The organism is Enterobacter genomosp. S (genome assembly GCF_001631805.1).
In the GTDB taxonomy this organism is placed as follows: domain Bacteria; phylum Pseudomonadota; class Gammaproteobacteria; order Enterobacterales; family Enterobacteriaceae; genus Enterobacter; species Enterobacter quasihormaechei.
This window is the reverse complement of record NZ_LVVA01000001.1, coordinates 63,499-85,468: the sequence shown is the minus strand read 5'-3', so window position 1 is coordinate 85,468 and position 21,970 is coordinate 63,499. Positions and strand designations below refer to the sequence as shown.

23 protein-coding genes and 2 tRNA genes are annotated in these 21,970 nt (G+C 55.2%); 13 read left to right on the top strand and 12 right to left on the bottom strand.

The window, feature by feature from the left end; genetic code table 11:
* Entirely contained in the window at positions 1–1,371 is a 1,371-nt protein-coding gene (locus A3466_RS00460) for a pyridoxal-phosphate dependent enzyme (RefSeq protein ID WP_063449448.1), read from the bottom strand.
* A gap of 400 nt (positions 1,372–1,771) precedes the next feature.
* Between A3466_RS00460 and A3466_RS00455 the strand changes: the two genes are divergently transcribed.
* From A3466_RS00455 to A3466_RS00430, 6 genes are all read left to right on the top strand, one after another.
* The gene (locus A3466_RS00455; RefSeq protein ID WP_063448944.1) at positions 1,772–2,794 is read left to right on the top strand and encodes a methionine ABC transporter ATP-binding protein; all 1,023 of its coding nucleotides are present in this window, start codon (positions 1,772–1,774) and stop codon (positions 2,792–2,794) included.
* A complete protein-coding gene (locus A3466_RS00450; protein ID WP_063448943.1) occupies positions 2,787–3,455 on the top strand; it encodes a methionine ABC transporter permease in 669 nt (222 codons plus the stop codon). Before A3466_RS00455 ends, A3466_RS00450 begins: the two co-directional genes overlap by 8 nt.
* Positions 3,456–3,478: 23 nt before the next feature.
* Positions 3,479–4,291 carry a MetQ/NlpA family ABC transporter substrate-binding protein gene (locus A3466_RS00445; protein WP_063448942.1) on the top strand — a complete coding sequence of 271 codons (813 nt, stop codon included), beginning with the start codon at positions 3,479–3,481 and terminating at the stop codon, positions 4,289–4,291.
* A gap of 108 nt (positions 4,292–4,399) precedes the next feature.
* On the top strand, positions 4,400–4,609 hold the full coding sequence (fumD, locus tag A3466_RS00440; protein ID WP_003857676.1) for a fumarate hydratase FumD: 210 nt from the start codon (positions 4,400–4,402) through the stop codon (positions 4,607–4,609).
* Between the two features lie 118 nt (positions 4,610–4,727).
* Positions 4,728–4,895 carry a hypothetical protein gene (locus A3466_RS23390; protein WP_063448941.1) on the top strand — a complete coding sequence of 56 codons (168 nt, stop codon included), beginning with the start codon at positions 4,728–4,730 and terminating at the stop codon, positions 4,893–4,895.
* A 144-nt stretch (positions 4,896–5,039) separates the two neighbouring features.
* Positions 5,040–6,446, top strand: coding sequence for a DUF1996 domain-containing protein (locus A3466_RS00430; protein WP_063448940.1), 1,407 nt, complete (start codon positions 5,040–5,042; stop codon positions 6,444–6,446).
* Between the two features lie 56 nt (positions 6,447–6,502).
* On the opposite strand, the gene A3466_RS22950 is transcribed toward A3466_RS00430, so the two are convergent.
* Positions 6,503–6,643 carry a hypothetical protein gene (locus A3466_RS22950; RefSeq protein ID WP_003857665.1) on the bottom strand — a complete coding sequence of 47 codons (141 nt, stop codon included), beginning with the start codon at positions 6,641–6,643 and terminating at the stop codon, positions 6,503–6,505.
* A 125-nt stretch (positions 6,644–6,768) separates the two neighbouring features.
* On the opposite strand from A3466_RS22950, the gene A3466_RS00420 reads away from it, so the two are divergent.
* Entirely contained in the window at positions 6,769–7,551 is a 783-nt protein-coding gene (locus tag A3466_RS00420) for a hypothetical protein (RefSeq protein WP_063448939.1), read from the top strand.
* A 72-nt stretch (positions 7,552–7,623) separates the two neighbouring features.
* The gene (locus A3466_RS00415; protein ID WP_063448938.1) at positions 7,624–8,259 is read left to right on the top strand and encodes a carbonic anhydrase; all 636 of its coding nucleotides are present in this window, start codon (positions 7,624–7,626) and stop codon (positions 8,257–8,259) included.
* A 28-nt stretch (positions 8,260–8,287) separates the two neighbouring features.
* On the opposite strand, the gene A3466_RS00410 is transcribed toward A3466_RS00415, so the two are convergent.
* The 4 genes from A3466_RS00410 to mdtK form a co-directional block, all read right to left on the bottom strand.
* A complete protein-coding gene (locus tag A3466_RS00410; RefSeq protein WP_063448937.1) occupies positions 8,288–9,883 on the bottom strand; it encodes an FAD-NAD(P)-binding protein in 1,596 nt (531 codons plus the stop codon).
* A gap of 122 nt (positions 9,884–10,005) precedes the next feature.
* A tRNA-Val gene (locus tag A3466_RS00405) sits at positions 10,006–10,082 on the bottom strand.
* Positions 10,083–10,086: 4 nt separating this feature from the next.
* Positions 10,087–10,163, bottom strand: a tRNA-Val gene (locus tag A3466_RS00400).
* 153 nt (positions 10,164–10,316) lie between these two features.
* Positions 10,317–11,690: an MdtK family multidrug efflux MATE transporter gene (mdtK, locus tag A3466_RS00395; protein ID WP_063448936.1), complete on the bottom strand. Its 1,374-nt coding sequence runs from the start codon at positions 11,688–11,690 to the stop codon at positions 10,317–10,319.
* A gap of 225 nt (positions 11,691–11,915) precedes the next feature.
* On the opposite strand from mdtK, the gene A3466_RS00390 reads away from it, so the two are divergent.
* Entirely contained in the window at positions 11,916–12,557 is a 642-nt protein-coding gene (locus tag A3466_RS00390) for a riboflavin synthase (protein WP_063448935.1), read from the top strand.
* Between the two features lie 30 nt (positions 12,558–12,587).
* On the opposite strand, the gene cfa is transcribed toward A3466_RS00390, so the two are convergent.
* Together cfa and punC are read right to left on the bottom strand one after the other, a co-directional pair.
* On the bottom strand, positions 12,588–13,736 hold the full coding sequence (gene cfa, locus A3466_RS00385; protein WP_063448934.1) for a cyclopropane fatty acyl phospholipid synthase: 1,149 nt from the start codon (positions 13,734–13,736) through the stop codon (positions 12,588–12,590).
* Between the two features lie 297 nt (positions 13,737–14,033).
* Entirely contained in the window at positions 14,034–15,233 is a 1,200-nt protein-coding gene (gene punC, locus A3466_RS00380) for a purine nucleoside transporter PunC (protein WP_063448933.1), read from the bottom strand.
* A 113-nt stretch (positions 15,234–15,346) separates the two neighbouring features.
* Here punC and punR point away from each other — a divergent pair, with 113 nt between their 5' ends.
* The gene (gene punR / locus A3466_RS00375) at positions 15,347–16,258 is read left to right on the top strand and encodes a DNA-binding transcriptional activator PunR (protein ID WP_047353996.1); all 912 of its coding nucleotides are present in this window, start codon (positions 15,347–15,349) and stop codon (positions 16,256–16,258) included.
* Positions 16,259–16,275: 17 nt separating this feature from the next.
* Here the strand turns inward: punR and purR are convergent, their stop codons facing one another.
* Positions 16,276–17,301, bottom strand: coding sequence for an HTH-type transcriptional repressor PurR (purR, locus tag A3466_RS00370; RefSeq protein ID WP_003857634.1), 1,026 nt, complete (start codon positions 17,299–17,301; stop codon positions 16,276–16,278).
* A gap of 297 nt (positions 17,302–17,598) precedes the next feature.
* On the opposite strand from purR, the gene A3466_RS22945 reads away from it, so the two are divergent.
* A complete protein-coding gene (locus tag A3466_RS22945) occupies positions 17,599–17,688 on the top strand; it encodes a YnhF family membrane protein (protein WP_003857632.1) in 90 nt (29 codons plus the stop codon).
* Between the two features lie 161 nt (positions 17,689–17,849).
* Positions 17,850–19,016 (top strand): MFS transporter, encoded by a 1,167-nt coding sequence (locus A3466_RS00360; RefSeq protein ID WP_063448932.1) that lies wholly within the window; start codon positions 17,850–17,852, stop codon positions 19,014–19,016.
* Positions 19,017–19,053: 37 nt separating this feature from the next.
* Here the strand turns inward: A3466_RS00360 and sodB are convergent, their stop codons facing one another.
* Both sodB and A3466_RS00350 read right to left on the bottom strand, forming a co-directional pair.
* A complete protein-coding gene (gene sodB / locus A3466_RS00355) occupies positions 19,054–19,635 on the bottom strand; it encodes a superoxide dismutase [Fe] (protein WP_063448931.1) in 582 nt (193 codons plus the stop codon).
* Positions 19,636–19,757: 122 nt separating this feature from the next.
* Complete coding sequence (locus A3466_RS00350; RefSeq protein ID WP_063448930.1) at positions 19,758–20,516, bottom strand: C40 family peptidase; 759 nt, start codon at positions 20,514–20,516, stop codon at positions 19,758–19,760.
* 339 nt (positions 20,517–20,855) lie between these two features.
* Here A3466_RS00350 and grxD point away from each other — a divergent pair, with 339 nt between their 5' ends.
* On the top strand, positions 20,856–21,203 hold the full coding sequence (gene grxD, locus A3466_RS00345) for a monothiol glutaredoxin 4 (protein ID WP_003832760.1): 348 nt from the start codon (positions 20,856–20,858) through the stop codon (positions 21,201–21,203).
* A gap of 75 nt (positions 21,204–21,278) precedes the next feature.
* Here grxD and rnt read toward each other — a convergent pair whose 3' ends face one another.
* Positions 21,279–21,938 carry a ribonuclease T gene (rnt, locus tag A3466_RS00340; protein WP_063448929.1) on the bottom strand — a complete coding sequence of 220 codons (660 nt, stop codon included), beginning with the start codon at positions 21,936–21,938 and terminating at the stop codon, positions 21,279–21,281.
* Between the last annotated feature and the right edge of the window lie 32 nt (positions 21,939–21,970).

Sequence of the window (21,970 nt, the reverse complement as noted above, 5' to 3'; positions counted from 1 at the left end):
TTATTTCTCCAGGCGATTACGCCAGGCGGTGAGAACGTCGCTGCGGGTGATCAGACCCAGAAAACGGTCGTTGTCATAGATAATGGCTACCAGGCCACGGTCGAAGATGGCGTGCAGGGCGCTCTCCGGCGCCTGCCTGTCCAGATATTCCACCTGACGCGTCATGGCCGCCGTCACGGGGAGAGAGAAGCGATCGGCATCCCCCCCGATGTGTCGCAGCAGGTCCCATTCGTCGATGATGCCGACGACCTTATCGTTATCGAGCACCGGCAGCTGGGAGATGTCGTACAGCCGCATGCGGGCCAGCACGGTGGAAAGGGTGTCGTCCGGGGCGGCAGTCACCGTAGCGCCTTCATCGTGGCGCAGGGCAATGTAGTCGGAGAGATCCCCTGCCTGCGGACGCGCGATCAGCCCCTGCTGGCGCATCCAGTCGTCGTTGAACATCTTCGAGAGGTATTTATTGCCGCTGTCGCAGGCGAAGGTGACCACGCGTTTTGGCGTGGTCTGCGCCTGGCAATATTTCAGCGCCGCCGCCAGCAGCGTGCCGCTGGAAGAGCCCGCCAGGATCCCTTCCGTTTTGAGCAGATCGCGGGCGGTGGTGAAGGCTTCGCGATCGGTAATGCGCCAGGCGCTGTTAACCCCTTCGATGTGCGCCAGCGGAGGGATAAAGTCTTCGCCAATCCCCTCAACCAGCCACGATCCGGCATCGTGATAGCGTCCGGTCTCAACCTGATCCGCCAGCACCGACCCGGCCGGATCGGCAAGCACGAATTCCGTCTGCGGCGAGTGTTCAGCGAACCACGCCTGTAATCCGCCCAGCGTACCGCCGGACCCAACGCCGACGACGATGGCGTCGATCTTGCCGTCAAGCTGCTCAAACAGTTCCGGCGCGGTGGTCGTGCGGTGCGCCAGCGGGTTGGCCTCATTGTTGAACTGGTCGATGTAAAACGCACCGGGCAGTTCGTTCGCCAGCCGCAGGGCGTAATCCTGGTAATAGGCCGGATGCCCCTTATTGACATCGGAACGGGTCAGCACCACCTGCGCACCCAACGCCCGCAGGTGGAAAATCTTTTCGCGGCTCATTTTGTCCGGTACCACCAGGATCAGCGAATAGCCTTTCTGCGCGGCGATCAGCGCCAGCCCCAGCCCGGTGTTCCCTGCCGTGGCTTCGATAATGGTCCCGCCGGGCCGCAGTTGCCCCGAGCGTTCGGCTTCGTTAATCATCGACAGCGCGACGCGGTCTTTGATCGAACCGCCGGGATTTTGGTTTTCCAGCTTCAGAAACAGCGAGCAGGGACCGGTATCCAGTTTGTGCAACTGGATCAGCGGCGTGCGGCCAATCAGTTCGGTGACGGAGTGGTAAAGCATCATGGTCATGTCCTGTGAGAGGGGGATGACCGGATAATAGGATCCTGAAATTTTCTCACTAAAGAACGTTTCACTGGGTATTAGAATGGAAAGGAATATTCGTCCTGTTTTCAGATGGAAAGACAGCGAGACGTAAAGTTGTCTGGATGTGGGGATGTCTATATGCGCGTAAAATGGTGTAAAAATAACCGCTTTCAGGTGGGTGGGAAGGTGCTGATATGCAGCGGTCGGATATTTATTGCTGATATTCATCTAAGCGCTTCTCAGCCGCCAGGTCGCGGCTTATTTCAGCGCGTTATAAGACATTCCTTTTTGGTCATTTAAAAGCTGAGAACGGCTGTTTACTATCTTTTGGACATCCATACTGCTAAACCGCTATATGCGGCACGGATAACGAATAAGAATGATTGTACTCAGCAATATTTCGAAAATTTTTGACAACGGAAAGGTCGCGCTGACAGCCGTTGATAACGTTAATTTGACGATCGAGCAAGGACAGATTTACGGGATTATCGGTTACAGCGGAGCCGGGAAAAGTACGCTGATCCGTCTGCTGAATGGGCTGGAAAAGCCCAGCGCCGGACGCGTCACCATTAACGGACAGGATATTTCCGCCGCAAAAGGAGAAGCGCTGCGTCAGGCACGCCTGAAAATCAGCATGGTATTCCAGCACTTCAATCTGCTCTGGTCGCGCACGGTGAAGGAAAACATCGCTTTTTCAATGCAAATTGCCGGTGTACCGAAAGCGAAAATTGAGACACGCGTCGCCGAGCTGGTGGATCTGGTCGGCCTGAAGGGGCGCGAGAATGCCTTTCCGTCGCAGCTGAGCGGCGGGCAAAAACAGCGTGTGGGCATCGCCCGCGCGCTGGCCAATCATCCCGACGTGCTGCTGTGTGACGAAGCCACCTCCGCGCTGGATCCGCAGACGACCGATCAGATCCTCGATCTGCTCCTGGACATTAACCGTCGCTTTAACCTGACCATCGTGCTGATCACGCATGAAATGCACGTGGTGCGCAAAATCTGCGACCGCGTGGCGGTAATGGAGAACGGGAAAGTGGTGGAGGAGGGGGACGTGCTGAGCGTCTTTACGCATCCGCAGCAGCCGATCACCCAACAGTTTGTCCGACAGGTGAGCCAGTACGCCGAAGATGAAACCTTCAATACGGAACTGGCAACCGGGCTGGAGGGCACGGTCATCAAACTCACCTTTACCGGGCACAGCACGCACAGGCCGATCGTCGGGGAACTGACCCTGCGCTACGGCCTGCCGTTTAATATCCTGCACGGCAAAATGACGCAAACCGCCCACGGTGTTTTCGGGCAGCTCTGGGTACATGTGGTGGCATCGGATGAACAACTGAACAATATCCTCGCCGATCTGAAGCAAAGCGATATTGAAGGCGAGGTTATTAAGCATGGCTGAAGAACTTTTTCCGCACCTTAAGTGGGATCAGCTGTGGGCTGCAACTCAGGAGACGCTCTACATGACCGCGCTTTCGGGCGTGGCGACGTTTGTTCTGGGGATCGGGCTCGGTCTGGCGCTGTTTTTAACCGCCCGCGGCGGGTTATTTCAAAACCGTACGGTCTACAGCGTAATGTCGATTGTGGTGAACGTGTTTCGCTCCATTCCGTTCATCATTCTCATCGTTCTGCTGATCCCGTTCACCAAGACCGTCGTCGGGACCATTCTTGGCGCCAACGCCGCGCTGCCCGCCCTGATTGTAGGCGCCGCACCGTTTTACGCCCGTCTGGTCGAAATCGCTCTGCGTGAAGTGGACAAAGGGGTTATCGAAGCCACGCGTTCGATGGGCGCACGGCTGAGCACGTTAGTGTTTCGGGTTTTACTGCCGGAATCCTCACCCGCACTGGTTTCAGGCATGACGGTAACGCTGATTGCGCTGGTGAGCTACAGCGCAATGGCGGGGGTGATAGGCGCTGGCGGTTTGGGAAATCTGGCTTATCTGGAAGGATTCCAGCGCAACCATGGTGACGTCACGCTGGTGGCTACGGTGACCATTCTGATCATCGTGTTCATTATCCAGTTCTGCGGCGATGTCATTACTTCACTGTTAGATAAACGCTAATAAATACACACAGGAACCACATCATGAAAAAGACACTGACACTGATCGCCGCAGCCACCCTGAGCGCCCTGAGCTTTGCCGCCTGGGCAGATACGCTGACCGTGGGGGCGTCCAACACGCCGCATGCGGAAATTCTGGAGCAGGCTAAGCCGATTCTGGCAAAGCAGGGTATTGATCTGGAGATTAAGCCGTTCCAGGACTACATTCTGCCCAACACCGCGCTGGCGGGGCGTGACATCGACGCCAACTACTTCCAGCACATCCCTTATCTGAACAGCGTGCTGAAAGATCACGCGGGCGATAAGGATTATGATTTTGTCAGTGCGGGCGCTATCCACATTGAGCCGATCGGTATCTATTCGAAAAAATACAAATCGCTGAAGGATTTGCCGGAAGGCGGCAAAATCATCATGCGTGATGCGGTTTCCGAGGAAGGACGTATTCTCTCCATCTTCGAAAAGGAGGGGGTAATCAAGCTGAAGCCTGGCATCGATAAAGTGACCGCGCGCATCAGCGATATCGTGGAAAACCCGAAAAAGCTGGAATTTACCCCGAATGTGGAAGCGTCCCTGCTGCCGCAGATGTACAACAACGACGAAGGTGCCGCGGTGGTGATCAACGCTAACTATGCCATCGATGCGGGCCTGGATCCGGTGCACGATCCGATTGCGGTTGAAAGCGGCGAGAATAACCCGTACGCCAACATCATTACCGTCCATCGCGGTGACGAGAAGAAGAAAGATATCGTTGCGCTGGTGAACGTGCTGCATTCCAAAGAGATCCAGGACTGGATCCGTACCAAATACAAAGGTGCGGTCATCCCGGTAAACAACTAATCGCCTGATTTTTCAGACGAAGCCCGGCGAACAATACGCCGGGCTTCTTTTTTGTATCCAGCCGACGAATGCTTTAAGCTGACGGTTTAAGGCATCGGAGTGATGGCAATGGGCAATGTGACCAAAGACGAAGCGCTGTACCAGGAGATGTGTCGGGTGGTAGGCAAGGTCGTTCTCGAAATGCGCGATTTAGGGCAGGAGCCGAAACATATTGTCATTGCGGGCGTACTGCGTACCGCGCTGGCGAACCAGCGCGTTAAGCGCAGCGAGTTGACCACCAAAGCGATGGAAACGGTCGTTAAAGCGCTGGCCGGCTAGCGCGCCGGCGCCTTGGGAGTTTCTCAACTCCTGCATATCAACAGTCATTATTGTTATTTCCTCTTCGTGATGAAGGCGTGTTTAACTGAGTTCAGGTTAAGCGAGAGGAGTAATGACGATGAAAAAATGGTTCGGCACGTTACGGCGGTTTTTTGCCACCCAACCAGCGAATGCGGAGAACAGCGCGCAACGTGTCCTTGAGTCAATACTGCCTGTCGCCAGTCTGTACGGCGTGGACGTAGCCAACATTGATCCGGAGTGGTTCTATGTTAAAACGACACGCTGAACTGCGCCGGACGCGCGAAATGTACTGGAATGAGCTGTGCCTGCCTGCTGTAAAGCGGGGATGAGCGGAAAAGTACGCAGGTAAATCCTCGGTAATTGATAGCCGTTTTGTTACCACTATCTTCTTTCTCAGATGGAGATAATAATGAAACGGACAGTATTAACCCCCACACTTTCTGCCACCGCGCTACTGCTTGCCATGCAGGCGGCGCACGCTGCGCCACAGGCGCACGTGGTTTGCGGTTATTCCCATACCCTTGGCGATGATGCCATTATGATGTACGGCATGCCCAACGAGGCCATGCTGCACGATTTTTTTGGTAACGTGCAAACGGACGCTTACTCCAGCCGCGAATCGCTGCGTACGCAAGAAAAGACGACCTGCGATAATAAAGCAGACAGCTCGGCCTACTGGGCGCCCTCGCTGAGGTTGCCGGACGGAACGGTGGTGAAACCCGCCTACCAAAAAACCTATTATCAGGCATCGAACGTTGACGCCTGGCCGCTACACCCGTTCCCGGCGGGGCTGTCGCTGCTGGCCGGCGATCATCACGGCACCGCGCCCAATCCCCATATCACCTTTTTATGCGCCAACGGCAAGGGCTACACCAGCAAAACGGGTGAAGTCTGCGGCTTACGCAAGGCGAAGGATGCCGTGCAGTTTAATATCGGCATTCAGTTCCCCAACTGCTGGGATGGGGTACACCTGAAGCCTGCCCACGGTCTGGTTAACGCCACCTATGACACGAAAGGGCAGTGTCCGTCCGCCTTCCCGATTAAGATCCCGACGGTGAACATGAATATCGCGTATGTCCTCCCGACGATTAGCGCTCTGGACACCAGCAAAGCGCAGCTTTCACTCGACCCCATCATGCACGGCAATGAGCGCGAGGAGCAGTGGGGAAGCCTCTATACGGCGCATGCCGACTTTATGAACGGCTGGACGGAAGATGCCGCGCGCTTTATGACCGACCTGTGTATGAACCGCGGTCTGGATTGCGGCACCACCGTCCCGTACGGATATTCAAAAGCGAAGGCCAGCGTCTGGCTAAGCAGCATGGAACCCACACTGTCTCAGCCCGAGCCTCAGGCCTTACTGGTGCAGGATAACTGGCAGAACGGCGGAAGGACAAAAAACAGCGAAACCTTGTCGCTGGTGAAGTTCAACATTCCTCCGCTGCCTGCCGGACAGGATCCTGCCCAGTTTAAGTACCGGGTGCGTATCTATGGCGGGAAAGTGGAAACCAACGGCGCGGATCAAATCTTTTTTTATCCGGCGAGTAACGACTGGGATCCGGCCAGCGTGAACTGGCACGCGCGACCGTCCTGCAACTACCGGTCGGATGCGGTCCTGTACCTGAACCACGCCCGCGAATACCGGATGGTGGATGTCGATAAAGCGGTACGCAAGGCGCTGGCAGAAGGGAAAACTGAAATTTCGTGGTATATCGGCGGCGATCGTCAGGGAAACCACTATCAGTTTGAGACGGCATCATCTCCGCAAAGTCTGATCCTGATGCTCACCGGGTTTAGCAAAACGCCGGAGAACTGATAGCGCGTGAAAACCGCATGCATAAAAAAAGCACCGGGGCTTCCGGTGCTTTCTCGTCAGATCTTGCAGGCATCGCCGCAGTCGTCATCGGCGACAATCGCCTGGGCTTTTTTATCCGCGTCGTCGAGACGTTCCGCGTTGCGCTCTTCTGCTTCATCCAGCCCGTTAAAGACTAAGTTATCGAGATCAATTTCCATGTGCTACCTGCGTTATTCAGTTTTTGATACTGGCACAGTATAAGTCAAAAAAAGCGGGCGATGCACCCCGCAGCACATATGGATAATCCCTGTCATACTCAGTGCTTTATTGCTGAGGAACGCTGATGATTACGCTGTGTAAAACCTGTGGTACCGCTTACGATGAACACCCCAAACGCTGCCCGATTTGCGACGATGAACGCCAGTATGTTCCGGTGACGGGCCAGGCGTGGACGGATTTCGATAGTCTTACGGCCACGCATACCAACAAATGGCAACAGCTGGAGCCGCAGCTGTTCAGCATCAAAACCGTGCCCTCTTTTGCCATTAACCAGCGCGCCATCCTGCTGCGCACACCGCAGGGCAATATTCTGTGGGACTGCATCGCGAACCTTGACCCGGCCACCAGAGCGTTAATTGACGCGCTCGGCGGGATCGGCGCGATTGCGATTTCGCATCCTCATTACTACACCACTATGCAGGAGTGGGCCGAGGCGTTTAACGCGCCGATCTACCTGCACGCCAGCGATCGGCAGTGGATAATGCGTGACAGTCCGGCGATACGCTTATGGGAGGAGGACACTCTGGAAATTATGCCGTCGGTAACGCTGCTGCGACTGGGCGGGCATTTCGCAGGCGGCACGGTGCTGCACTGGCAGTCAGGCGACGGCGTACTGCTGGCCGGTGATATTTTGCAGGTCACCCCGGGTAAAGACGCCGTGTCGTTTATGTGGAGTTATCCGAATATGCTCCCGCTGCCTGCCCGCACCGTCGAGTCGGTGACCGGTCGACTGGCGGGGAAAAAGTACCAGCGCCTGTACGGGGCCTTTGAAGGGCAGAACATCCTGACAAACGCGGATGAGATCGTGCAGCGGTCGGGCCAGAAATATATTGCTTGTCTCCGCTAAGGCACGGTGGTTAAATTTTACGAGTGTGATCGCGATCATACCTAAACTAAAACAGATAAAAGAGAAATGGCTATGCAACATATCATTGAAGGTTTTCTCAGCTTTCAAAAAGAGATTTTCCCGCAACGTAAAGAGCTTTTTCGTAGTTTAGCGTCCAGTCAGAATCCCAAAGCGCTGTTCATCTCCTGCTCCGACAGCCGTCTGGTTCCGGAACTGGTTACGCAACAGGAGCCAGGACAGCTCTTTGTCATTCGAAACGCTGGCAACATTGTGCCACCGTTCGGGCCGGAGCCTGGCGGCGTCTCTGCGACCATCGAATACGCGGTGGTGGCCCTCGGCGTGACCGATATCGTAATCTGCGGTCACTCAAACTGCGGCGCGATGAAGGCGATTGCCGACAATGCGGATCTGGAACCCATGCCGGCCGTTTCCCACTGGCTGCGCTATTCTGATGCGGCTAAAGCGGTGGTGGAGAAGAAAACCTGGGATACGCCAATCGATAAAGTGAATGCGATGGTGCAGGAGAACGTCTTTGCGCAGCTGAGCAACATCAAGACCCATCCGTCGGTGGCGGTAGGCCTGCGCAACAACGCCATTCGCCTGCACGGCTGGGTGTATGATATTGAAAGCGGCAAAATCCTTGCCCTGGATAAGAACACCAAAAGCTTTGTATCGCTGTCGGAAAACCCGGAAGTCTTCTTCGAGTAATCCGACATCGTAGGGCAGGGAAGCCCGGTTAAAACTCCATGAAAGGTATTTTCCGCCGCACGCCCGACGCAGGATTTCCCGCCGCTTTCGCCATCGCCTTACCAATTTCAGCGCACTCTGACAAACCCTGAACAAACGGATGGTCGTGCATCAGCCAGGGGATCGCCCCAAACGCGATACGTCCGCGCAGAGACGCGGGTGACAGCAACGTGTAGTCTTCCCCCACGTCCGGTATCTCATCGCCCGTTTCCTCAAGCTGCCTGCGCAGCGTCGGGAAGGGAATATCCTTATTTTTGAGCGGTTTTTGCCCGCGCGCATCTATAAAGACATCGAAGCGATAACTCTTTTCTTGCGTGGTGATGACGGTTTGATCGCTGCCGATATCCAGGTCGTAATCATCACCGAGGGCGACCACGCTGATGATCCCTGCCTCTCGTAGCGCCAGTAACCGGCGGATAGACTGCGGTGGAATGGCGGCATAGTTATCGATAAATACGCGCTCAAGCCCCGACTTAAATCGCTCTCTGTCCTGTTCGTTAAGTGAAGGAACAATCGCCTGAACCACCTCATGCAGACGAAGCACGGTATAGCGCCAGGCAACGGTGCGTTTGTCGCGCTTGTTGCGCTCCACTTCTTTCAGATTCGCTTCGGCCCAGGTGAAAGGACCATGATTTTTACGGTCCTCAAACCAGACCTCGCGAAGGGTGTCGGCATTCAGCGTGCTGAGCGATATCGCCTGGCACCACTGCGGATCTGCCAGCTCAAGCTCTTTCACCATCAGCGCAAAAATGCGGTCAAGCAGCCCGTCCGGGCCTTTAGCGATTTCGTTTTCCGCCACAGACGCCGCTAACACCGACAGCGGTTCATAAGGTATAGGGCAGTAAAAGTCGGCTTCCGGCAGAACGCCCGTGCGGGACATCAGCGTGATTTTTAACCCCTCGCTGCCTTTATTGACAACGAACTGATCGCCGGTAAACCGACCGTGCTGCATCACAACCGCCATCGCGGCGTCCAGCCCGCTGAGGGAAGTCCCCATGATCCCCACCTCGCAGGCTCGGATCTCCGCGTCCATCAACCCCGACCATGGGCTCGGGTACCAGGCGCGGGTGGCTTCATCTTCATCAGGCCAGACGTGCCCGGTGGCGACCACGGCAAGATCGAATCTTCTGGAGAATGGCGCATCGTTCACTGACAGGGCAACGCCGTCTGCATCAGCTTTGATATCCGTTACTTCTGCGTTGGGATGAACCTCGACCTGAAATCCTGCCTTTTTCGCCTCGGCAACGACGGCAAGAAAACGGTCCTGGAAATATTCACCCAGCAGAATACGGGGCAGAAACTGCCGGTCGTGCAGTTTGTCTTTGTCGACGCTATAGCGGGCAAGATGGGCTGCATTTTGCTGCTTAAGCCAGTCGAGATAGGTGATAAAAATGGGCGGGATTTCGATACTGGCGATGTTCGCCAGCATCAGTCGGGAGTTATCTTCATCGCTGTAAGGCATACCGACGCCGGGCTGATCTGCTTTCTCAAACACGGTGATCGAAAGGGGCGCTGCGTTGGTAAGAAGTGAGTAGAAGGTGTAAATCCCTGTTGGGCCTGAGCCGATAATGGCAATTTTTTTCATCGAAAGCGTTCCTGCGTTTCTGAACCATAGAATAAGCGTAGCAGGAGAAAGGTTAAGTCATTCAATGAAGGGAAAAATTAAGGCGTTCAGAAGAGGATTTTTGCACCATTTCAGGACTGAAATGGTGCGTCCGAGTGGACTCGAACCACCGACCCCCACCATGTCAAGGTGGTGCTCTAACCAACTGAGCTACGGACGCAGAATGGTGCGTTCAATTGGACTCGAACCAACGACCCCCACCATGTCAAGGTGGTGCTCTAACCAACTGAGCTATGAACGCATTGTGTTGTCGGTGACAACGGGGACGAATATTAGCGGCACAGCACCAAGGTGGCAAGAGGGAAAATGCATTTTTCTCTCTGATTTCACGCGATTGCTTCATTACCGCGCAAAGTGAAGAGAAAGTAGCCGCCAGCCGGCGGCTACAGGGTCATTAACGTGCAGCGCGCTGCAAAATAACCGTAGAGGGCTGACGTTGCAGGAAGCGCATGCGCAGCATCATCATAATGGCCGCAGACGTTAAGCCGATGATAAAGCCCATCCAAAATCCGGCTGGCCCCATGCGATCCACCACCAGATCGGTGAGCGCCAGTATGTAACCACTCGGCAGGCCCAGCACCCAGTAGGCAATAAAGGTGATAAAGAAGATGGAACGCGTATCTTTATACCCACGCAGCACGCCGCTGCCAATGACCTGGATGGAGTCAGAGATCTGATAAATGGCCGCCAGCAGCATCAGGTGCGAGGCCAGAGTCACTACCTCCGGGTTGTCGTTATAGAGCAGGGCAATTTGCTCACGCAACAGCACGGTAAAGAGGGCGGTACAGACCGCCATGCAGACGCCGACGCCCAGCCCGGTGCGAGCAGCCGTTTGCGCATCCAGCGTAGAACCTTGCCCCAGACGGAAGCCCACGCGAATCGTCACCGCAGCCGCCAGCGACATCGGCAGAACAAACATCAAAGAGCTGAAGTTCAGCGCGATTTGGTGGCCTGCCACATCAATAATCCCTAACGGCGAAACCAGCAGGGCGACAACGGCAAACAGCGTCACTTCAAAGAACAGCGCCAGCGCAATGGGCAGACCCAGCTGTGTCAGGCGGGTCAACATCGACCAGTCAGGCGTGCTAAAGGCGTTGTCGTTGCGAATGTCGCGCATGGATCGCGCATGCTTAATGTAGGTGAGCATGCTTCCGAACATCACCCAGTACACCGCTGCCGTCGCAACGCCGCAGCCCACGCCACCGAGCTCCGGCATACCAAAATGACCGTAAATGAAGATATAGTTCACGGGAATGTTCACCAGCAAACCGATAAATCCCATCACCATGCCCGGCTTAGTTTTTGCCAGCCCTTCACACTGGTTACGTGCTACCTGGAAGAACAGATAGCCGGGGGCGCCCCAGAGCAGGGCGCGCAGATAACCGACCGCCTTATCTGCCAGCGCCGGATCGATATTATGCATGGCGCGGATAATATACCCGGCGTTCCACAGGACGATCATAATCAGGACGGAGACGCCCCCGGCCAGCCAGAAGCCCTGCCGAACCTGATGGGCCACGCGGTTACGTCGACCGGAGCCGTTAAGCTGTGCGATGACGGGCGTCAGCGCCAGCAGCAGGCCGTGACCAAACAGAATGGCCGGGAGCCAGATTGAGGTTCCGATCGCCACGGCGGCCATATCGGTGGCGCTGTAACCACCGGCCATTACCGTATCCACAAATCCCATTGCGGTTTGGGCTACCTGCGCGACGATCACCGGTATTGCCAGTGCTAATAACTGACGCGCTTCGATCATATACTTCTGCACGTGAACACCTTTGTATTGTAGTTATTTGAGAGACTAAAAAGGCCGCCGTAACTGGCAGCAAGAAGAAAAAACAGAGGGATGCCAGCTATTGTAGCGGGGTTTAACTAATTATCTAGTGAAAAAATCGCCAGAAATTGCGCATCACTGGCAACCTGTTTTTTCAACTGTTATTGTGGTGGGATTATACGGTGTCATCGCCGTTCGGAATGAACAGGAGCTGTAAGCATGTTTACTGGTATTGTGCAGGGCACTGCCAAAGTGGTGTCCATTGATGAAAAACCGAATTTCCGCACTCACGTGGTCGAGCTGCCTGAATATATGCTCGACGGCATTGAAACCGGGGCGTCGATAGCGCATAACGGCTGCTGCCTGACGGTGACCGAAATTAACGGTAACCAGATCGCTTTTGATTTAATGAAAGAGACGCTGCGCATCACTAACCTGGGCGAGCTGGAAGTGGGGGATACCGTCAACGTTGAGCGGGCGGCGAAATTCAGCGATGAGATTGGCGGGCACCTGATGTCGGGCCATATTATGACCACCGCCGAAGTGGCGAAAATCGTGACTTCGGAAAATAACCGTCAAATCTGGTTTAAGGTGCAGGATCCCACCTTAATGAAATACATCCTTTATAAAGGATTTATTGGCATCGATGGGATTAGCCTGACCGTAGGTGAAGTGACGCCAACCCGTTTTTGCGTGCATTTAATTCCAGAAACGTTGCAACGTACAACGCTTGGTTCAAAAAAACTGGGGCAGCGGGTGAATATCGAAATTGATCCGCAGACCCAGGCGGTCGTGGATACCGTTGAGCGCGTGCTGGCGGCGAAAGAGGCGGCGATAATAAAGGCCGTGGAAGAAGAATAAAAATAACCCCGGGCAACCGGGGTTATTTTTTTAACGGGCCACGCGCAAACCGTGCTCAATCCCGCGACTAAACACCACCTGCCATAGCTGTATATCCCGCGCGCGAAAAGCCCCGGCACAGGCATTCAGATAATAGCTGAACATCCGTTTGAATCGTTCCGAATAGTTGTCGGCGATTTCAGGCCATGCGGCCTGGAAACGTTCGTGCCACGCCATCAGCGTGGTGTCGTAATCTGCGCCAAAATTATGCCAGTCTTCCACAATGAAATGCGGTTCGCTGGCGTTGGCTATCTGGCGAACAGAGGGTAAACAGCCATTCGGGAAGATATATTTGTTAATCCAGGGATCCACGTTGTTGTCGGTGCGCTTAGAGCCGATGGTGTGTAGCAGGAAAATACCGTCAGGCTTCAGGTTCCGGTCAGCGACGTCGAAATAGGTCCTGTAGTTCTTGGGCCCGACGTGCTCGAACATGCCAACGGAAACAATGCGGTCAAACTGCTCGTTCAGGTCGCGGTAATCCTGAAGTCGGATGTCCACATCCAGCCCCAGGCAACGCGCCTGCGCCATCTTCTGCTGTTCAGCCGAAATCGTAACCCCGACGACGCTCACGCCGTAATGCTTCGCCATAAACCAGGCAAGGCCGCCCCAGCCACAGCCGATATCCAGCACGCGCATGCCGGGCTGCAACTGCAATTTATCGCAGATCAGCTGTAGCTTATCCTGCTGCGCCTCTTCCAGGGTCGTCGCTTTTTTCCAATATCCGCAGGAGTACTGCATTAACGGATCGAGCATGCGGCTGAAAAGGTCGTTGCCCAGATCGTAATGCTCTTTGCCGACGATCCACGCGCGCTTTTTACTTTGCAGATTGAACAGGCGGGCGGAGGCGATACGTAGCGTATCTTTGAAGTGACGGGGGAGCTGATTTTCCAGACCGGCGCGTAATACGCTGGAGAAGAACATATCCAGCCGCTCGCACTCCCACCAGCCGTCCATATAGCTTTCACCCAGCCCTAACGATCCCTCCTGTAAAACGCGTTTGAAAAAATCGGGATGTTTAATCTGGGGATCGGAGGGCGATGAGCCATTAATCGTAATGCCCGCACGTCCCAACAGTTCACTGACGATCCGGGACCAGTTATCGTCCGGAACGCTGACTTCTTCTATACACGATGAACTCATAGCTTCTCCATCACCTTGCTGTGATCAGAACCTTAAAACAGCGTAGACGCTTTTTTGGTTTGTGAGAAATCTCACGGTAAATGCCCGCGAGGCTAATATCCGACGTAGAACAGAGGAAGGGAGATAACCCTTGCCGAAATGCCTTCCATGGTAAAACGGGAGCGCTCCGGCTCCCGTTAACGCTTAATATTTATCGTATTTATTGAACCAAATTCAGTATAGGCCTCAAAAATGGGTGATTCAACAGAAAATTGTTAGCAACCTAATCACTGGTTTTTAACATAATTTCCCGCGCAATCAGGCATGAGACGTTTCGGTTTGCGCGTTGTCATTCTGCTCGCGACGCGCGGAGGACTGCATGCGATACCCCAGACCTGCCAGCGCAACGGTGACCAGCATTACGCTGGTGGTGGTGAGCAGCGGGGTGGCAATCAGCGCAGAGACCACGAGGCTTGCCAGGAAGCACAGGCCAAGTTGCAGGGTATTTTGCAGCGCGGCAGCGCGGCCTGTCGCCTGCGGGAAAGGACGTAGCGCCTGCGCCACTACAATTGGGTAAATGGCTCCGTTAGCGATCGCCATAACGCAGAACGGAATCAAAATTTCTGCAAGCCCGGCACCGGGAATAAAGCCGACGGCCCAGGTCGCAATCACGCTTAACGCATACAACACCAGCAGCCAGGGCAGCATCTGTTGGCCTTCCCATTTTTGCAGTGCGGCGCGACAGCCATAGCCACCCACCAGGAAGGCGATGGTCTGTGGAACGTAGCTCAGGCCGATAGCCGCCGGGCTGTAGCCCATGTCATGCAGAATGAACGGCGAACCGGTCAGCCAGGCAAAGAAGCTGGCAGAGCAGGCGGCATAAATCAGCACGTTACCGCGATAGGCTTTTGCCCGCAGTAAAGAGGTAAAGGTTACTGGCTGCGCGTCCTGATGCGTCTCTTTTTTACGCGCAGGCTTGAGCCCGAACGCGGGCAGCATCAGCACCAGCGTGATGGCAAACAGCGTGGCGAAAATGGCCTGCCAGTCGAAATGCGCCAGGATCCAGCTGCCCAGCAGCGGGGCGAGCGCCGGCGACAGGCCGACCAGCGGCATAATGGTGGCGAAAATGCGGTTAGTGCGCGAAGCCGGATAATAATCGGTTACCAGCGCCTGCCAGGTGACCGCTGCGGCACAGACGCCGACGGCCTGGATGAAGCGCAGCACGAGGAGCCAGGCGGCATCGCGGACCCATAGCATGCCCAGACAGCCTACGGCAAAAATTGCCAGTCCCAGCAACAGGACGGGTTTACGGCCAAAACGATCTGAGAGCGGCCCCCAGAGCAGTTGCGCAAAAGCAAAGCCTGCGAGGAACAAACTCAGGCTGGCGCTGATGGCGGCGGCAGGGGTTTGCAAATCTTCCTGCATCGCGGCGAACGCGGGCAGATACATATCGGTCGCCAAAAAGCCCAGCACGCTTAAGCCGCCGAGCCAGACTAAAAATCCTTTCCTGGGTTGCACTGTTTATTCTCCTGAGGAGGCAGGTGTACGTTGGCGCAGAGTGTAGGAGGTGCAAAGCGGCTTGTGAAACGCTAATATTTGGCGGGTGAATTCAAAAATTTTGCAGGCAAAAGATGTGGTCAGATTATTCTCTTGAAGTGGTCGATGCCGTGGCGCGTAACGGCAGCTTTACCGGTGCCGCCCAGGAGCTGCATCGCGTTCCCTCGGCCATCAGCTATACGGTGCGTCAGCTTGAAGCGTGGCTGGCGGTCCCGCTGTTTGAGCGGCGCCATCGCGACGTGGAGCTCACGCCCGCCGGCGCGTGGTTTTTGAAGGAGGGGCGGTCTGTTATCAAAAAAATGCAGATCACCCGCGAGCAGTGCCAGCAGATCGCCAACGGCTGGCGCGGTCATCTCTCCATCGCGGTGGATAACATCGTTAAGCCGGAACGTACCCGGCAGATGATCGTCGATTTCTATCGTCATTTTTCCGACGTCGAACTGCGCGTTTCACAGGAGGTGTTTAACGGCGTCTGGGATGCGCTGGCGGACGGCAGGGCAGAGATGGCGATTGGCGCAACCCAGGCGATCCCGGTTGGGGGGCGCTACGCGTTTCGCGACATGGGCATGCTGAGCTGGACCTGCGTGGTCGCGCGCGATCATCCGCTGGCGGCGCTGGAAGGGCCGCTGAGCGATGACACCTTGCGCAACTGGCCCTCGCTGGTGCTGGAAGATACGTCCCGTTCGCTGCCGAAGCGTATTACCTGGCTGCTGGATAATCAGCGCCGCGTGGTCGCGCCGGACTGGGAGTCGTCAGCCACCTGCCTGAGCGCGGGGCTGTGCGTTGGCATGGTGCCGGTGCATTTTGCGCGCCCGCGCATCGACGCGGGGGAGTGGGTGGCTCTGACGCTGGAAAATCCCTTCCCGGACGCCGCGTGCTGTCTGACGTGGCAGCAAAACGACGTATCGCCCGCCATGGCCTGGCTGCTGGATTATCTGGGAGACAGCGAAACGCTGAACCGGGAGTGGTTACGGGGACCAGCGTAGCTGGCCCCGTAAAAGGATTAACGACGGTAGTCGCGGAACGGACCGTCCGCAACGGAACGGCGTTCAATCAGGCGCGGGTGCACTTCAATGGACTGGGACTGTTCACGCTTGTTGACGATCCTGTCCAACAGCATATTGAAGGCGGTTTCACCCAGCGAATCTTTCGGCTGGTGAATGGTAGTCAGCGCCGGTGTAAAGAAGCGGGCGTTGCGCACGTTATCATAGCCGATCACCGAGATATCCTGCGGGACGCGCAGGCCGAGTTCATCCGCCGCACAGAGGGCGCCCATGGCCATGATATCGCCGCCGCAGAACACAGCGGTAGGGCGATGTGGCTGGGAGACGATCTGCTGCATGGCGCGATAGCCCGACTCCGGCTCAAAATCGCCCTGAACAATCCAGTTTTCCGGCACGGTAATCAGCGCCTCTTCCATCGCCTTCATGAAACCGGCCAGGCGGCCTGCACCGGTGTTACGCTCCAGCGGGCCCGGGATCACGCCAATTTCACGGTGACCGCGTTCCACCAGGTAACGCCCCGCCATGTAGCCGCCTTCAAAGGCGTTATCGATAACGGAGTCGGTGAAGTCGGCGCGCGCTTCGCCCCAGTCCATCACCACCATCGGAATGTGGCGATACTCCTCCAGCATAGAAAGGACCGACTCTGGGTATTCAGAACACATCACCAGCAGGCCGTCGACGCGCTTTTGCGCCATCATCGACAGATAAGCGCGCTGTTTCTCAATGTTGTTCCACGCGTTACCCAGAATCAGGGTATAGCCCTTCTGGAAGCAGTTTTTTTCAACGGCTTCGATAATTTCAGCAAAGTAGGCCGCTTCACTGCTGGTGGCCAGCAGGCCAATCGATTTGGTGTGATTAACCTTCAGGCTTCGCGCGACCGCACTTGGCGAGTAGTGCAGTTCTTTGATCGCTGCCCAGACGGCATTGCGCGTCTCTTCAGCGACAAAACGCGTTTTGTTAATAACATGTGATACGGTTGTAGTGGAAACGTTTGCGCGTTTTGCTACGTCTTTAATTGTTGCCATTAAATGTCACTCCAGACCATATCCTAAGCTCCTGAAACAAATGAAGGTAAACGTTTGCCTTCTCTCACCCTTATTACGCAATCTTGAGTTGCGACACGCCGGGAAAACGACACAGGACGTCAGGAGGGGGTCAGTGGCCGGTACGCTAATAAATTTAGCGTGGAATTTTGTCCTATCTTGATGAAAAGGGGAAGAGGTAAAGTGGATATCCGCTTAAATCCTGGAAGATTTTTGACCTGAACTGTGTAAAAATGAGCAGGCTCACTTTTCGTAGGGTGAATAAAAGGAGAAAAATTGATGAGTACCGATCTGAAGTTTTCGCTGTTTACCACCATTGTTGTTCTTGCCCTGATTGTTGCGGGTGGTTTAACCGCTGCGCTGCACTGATTTAGGTGGAGGGAGAATTTTCTCCCTCGCTTGCCGCTATTGTTATCTTTCCGGCAAAAATCTTTTGCCAAAATGTTAACTTCTCATTTTTTGTGATTGATGTCATGCTTTTGACTTCTTAGTTCTGTGCCGGGTAACGGCACGGTATCCGGAGTTTATTCATGAAAATCAATTTTCCCCTGCTGGCCCTGGCGATTGGCGCCTTTGGGATTGGCACCACTGAATTCTCCCCGATGGGGTTATTGCCTGTTATTGCCCGGGGCATGGACGTCTCTATCCCTGCGGCCGGTATGTTGATTAGCGCCTACGCGATCGGCGTCATGGTAGGCGCGCCGCTGATGACGCTGCTGCTTTCGCACCGCGCGCGCCGCAATGCGCTGATTTTCCTGATGGCGATTTTCACCCTGGGCAACGTGCTTTCCGCGATTTCGCCGGATTACACCACCCTGATGCTTTCCCGTATTCTGACCAGCCTGAACCATGGCGCCTTCTTCGGGCTGGGCTCGGTTGTTGCCGCCAGCGTGGTGCCAAAACATAAGCAGGCCAGCGCGGTAGCCACCATGTTTATGGGCCTCACCATCGCTAATATCGGCGGTGTTCCCGCCGCCACCTGGCTGGGAGAAGCCATCGGCTGGCGTATGTCTTTCCTCGCCACCGCGGTGCTGGGCGTGGTGGCGATGGTCGCGCTGTTTTTCTCGCTGCCGAAAGGAAGTGCGGGAGAACGTCCGGAAGTACGTAAAGAGCTGGCGGTGCTAATGCGTCCCCAGGTGCTTTCCGCGCTGCTTACCACGGTGCTGGGGGCGGGGGCAATGTTTACGCTCTACACCTATATCTCCCCGGTGCTGCACGACATTACCCACGCAACGCCACTCTTTGTTACCGCGATGCTGGTGCTGATTGGTGTCGGGTTCTCGATTGGCAACTATCTCGGCGGGAAATTTGCCGACCGCTCCGTGAGTGGGACGCTGAAAGGCTTCTTAACGCTGCTGATTGTCATCATGGTGGCGATCCCGTGGCTGGCGCGTAACGAAGTGGGCGCCGCCATTGCCATGGTGGTGTGGGGCGCCGCAACGTTTGCCGTGGTGCCGCCGTTGCAGATGCGCGTGATGCGTGTTGCGCATGAGGCGCCGGGACTCTCATCGTCCGTGAATATCGGTGCGTTTAACCTGGGCAATGCGCTGGGAGCCGCAGCGGGCGGGGCGGTGATTTCCGGTGGTTTAGGTTACAGCTTTGTGCCGGTGATGGGGGCGATTATTGCCGCACTCGGCCTGCTGCTGGTGTTGATGTCCGGGCGTAAACAGCCAGAAGCAGTGTGTACGGCGGAATAAACAAAAACGCAGAAGGGTTTCCCCTTCTGCGTCTCCCTTACGCCGCGAAGTTCTTCGCAACAAATTCCCAGTTAACCAGTGCCCAGAAGTGCTCCAGGTAGTTCGGGCGCGCATTACGATAATCAATGTAATAGGCGTGTTCCCATACGTCCACGGTCATCAGCGGCGTTGCGCTGGTGGTCAGCGGGGTACCCGCATTAGAGGTGGAAACGATAGCCAGTGTGCCATCGGCCTCTTTCACCAGCCAGGTCCAGCCGGAGCCAAAGTTTTTAACGGCGGCGTCGGTAAACTTCGCTTTGAAATCCGCGAAGCTGCCAAACGCGGCGTTAATCGCTGCGGCCAGATCACCGGTAGGTTCCCCGCCTGCATTCGGTGCCAGGCAATGCCAGTAGAAGGTGTGGTTCCACACCTGAGCAGCATTGTTGAATACGCCACCGTCTGAATTGCGCACGATCTCTTCCAGCGTTTTGCCTTCAAAATCGGTGCCTTTAATCAGGTTGTTCAGGTTGGTGACATAGGTCTGGTGATGTTTGCCGTAATGGTACTCCAGGGTTTCCGCGGAAATGTGCGGGGCCAGGGCGTCTTTTGCATACGGTAGTGCAGGTAATTCGAACGACATTGCTTCTCTCCTTATTGTTTTATACGTTGCCAATAACCCTACAGACAACAAGGACAGAATAGCAAATTGAAAGGGTATGCAAAAGAGGAACTTACCCTGCCGCACGGGCGACAGGGCAGAGTTTAGCGGACGGTTTTTGGCGTCATCACGCGGCGCGCACCCACATAGTGGCGCACCCAGTAATCTTCGCTGAGGGAGGTGATCTGAATGTCCCGTCCGCTGCGCGGTGACTGGATAAACTTACCGTTACCCACGTACACCCCAACGTGATCGGCCGTGCCGCGTCCCTGAGTGCGGAAGAACACCAGGTCGCCATTTTGCAGTTCGCCCCGGTTTACAGGCGCGGCGTCGCGCAGGTGGTACATTTCATTGGCGGTACGAGGAATGCGGAACTTCACCAGATCTTTATAGGCATAATAGACCAGCCCGCTACAGTCAAAACCGGTGCGGGGAGAAGTGCCACCCCAGCGATACGGTTTACCAATTTGCCCCATCAGCTTATTCATCGCCGTTTTTTGCGCTTTCTGCATACGCGCTTTATGCACGTCAGCCAGCTTCGTCACTTTAGCGCATTTTGTTTTATGCCCTTTGCGCACGGTGCATTTTTCACTCACAAGGCTGGCGGTTTTACGGGTGGTTTTGTGCGTGCCGGAACGGAGGGTTTTGGTTTTGCTTGAGGCGGTGTTTTTGGTCTGAGCGGTGGTTTTCTTTTTAACGGTTTTGCTGGTGGTTTTTTTCTTACGTTCTGTGGCTTTTGCCAGATGCGTTTTTTGTACAGCAGAATGCCGCGCCTGTTCGGAGGCGTTCGCCGCTGGCGTCAATGAGAGTGTGGTAAACAGTAAAGCACAGAGCGTCATCGAGATTTTAGTTATCCGCGCCACTGGGCAGTCCCCTGATAAGTGCAGGCCAATAAAGCATACCCGCGTGAGATTTACAAAACCTGTCGATTCTAATCCATAAAATCAGAATAAGTTAATAGCATTTTTCATTCAAAAATTGTGTTTCGTTAGCAAGTGCAAAAAAATTCACCATTCTGTTGCACGCGTGTTCGCTTCTTAAGCAAAACCGCACGGTGCGTGGCGTTAAGCGTCATTTGCAATGCAACTTTATGCGATAAGCGATAAAATAATGAGACGTGACAAAAATGTTATTTTCCGATGTCGGCCTGAACCGCTACAATGTCAGACTGATGCCGTAACAGAAGTTAAAGGAAGCAAGACATGAGCACCACTATTGAAAAAATTCAGCGCCAGATCGCTGAAAACCCGATTCTCCTGTACATGAAAGGTTCCCCGAAGCTGCCAAGCTGCGGCTTCTCCGCGCAAGCTGTTCAGGCGCTGTCTGCCTGTGGTGAGCGTTTTGCTTACGTTGATATCCTGCAAAACCCGGACATTCGCGCCGAGCTGCCAAAATACGCAAACTGGCCGACCTTCCCACAGCTGTGGGTTGATGGTGAACTGGTTGGCGGATGCGACATCCTGATTGAAATGTATCAGCGTGGCGAATTGCAGCAGCTGATCAAAGAGACTGCGGCGAAGTATAAAACCGAAGAGCCGGACGCAGAGTAAGTTTTCTGCGGATATAAAAAAGCGACCACATTATGCTGGTCGCTTTTTTTTCGCGTGACGCTGTTGCTTACCGGCCTAGGACTGAATATCGGCCTCGTCGCCCATAGGCAGGGGCCAGCCGCCCAGTCGTTTCCAGCGGTTAACGATCTCGCAGAACAGCTCCGCCGTGCGCTCTGTATCGTACAGCGCGGAATGGGCCTGGGTGCCGTCAAACGCGATACCCGCTGTGATGCAGGCTTTGGACAGCACGGTTTGCCCCAGCGCCAGGCCGCTCAGCGCAGCGGTGTCGAAGGTCACAAACGGATGGAATGGATTGCGTTTCAATGAGGCGCGCTCGGCGGCAGCCATGGTGAAGCTGTGATCGAACGTCGCGTTGTGGGCCACCATGATGGCGCGGCTACAGTCGTTTTCTTTCATGCCTTTACGCACCATTTTGAAAATGGCGTGCAGCGCCTCGTATTCGCTTACCGCCCCGCGCAGCGGGTTTGTCGGGTCGATTCCGTTAAAGGCCAGCGCCTCTGGCTGTAAGTTTGCCCCTTCAAAGGGTTCAACGTGGAAATGCAGCGTGGTGTCCGGTACAAGCCAGCCCTGTTCATCCATCTTCAGCGTGATGGCGGCAATCTCAAGCAGCGCATCGGTTTTAGCGTTAAATCCGGCTGTTTCTACATCAATGACAACGGGATAAAAACCACGAAAACGGTCGCACAGACCGGTAAATTGAGCGTTATCGGACATCAGGGTCTCTTACAAGGGGGAAAAAGCAGTGC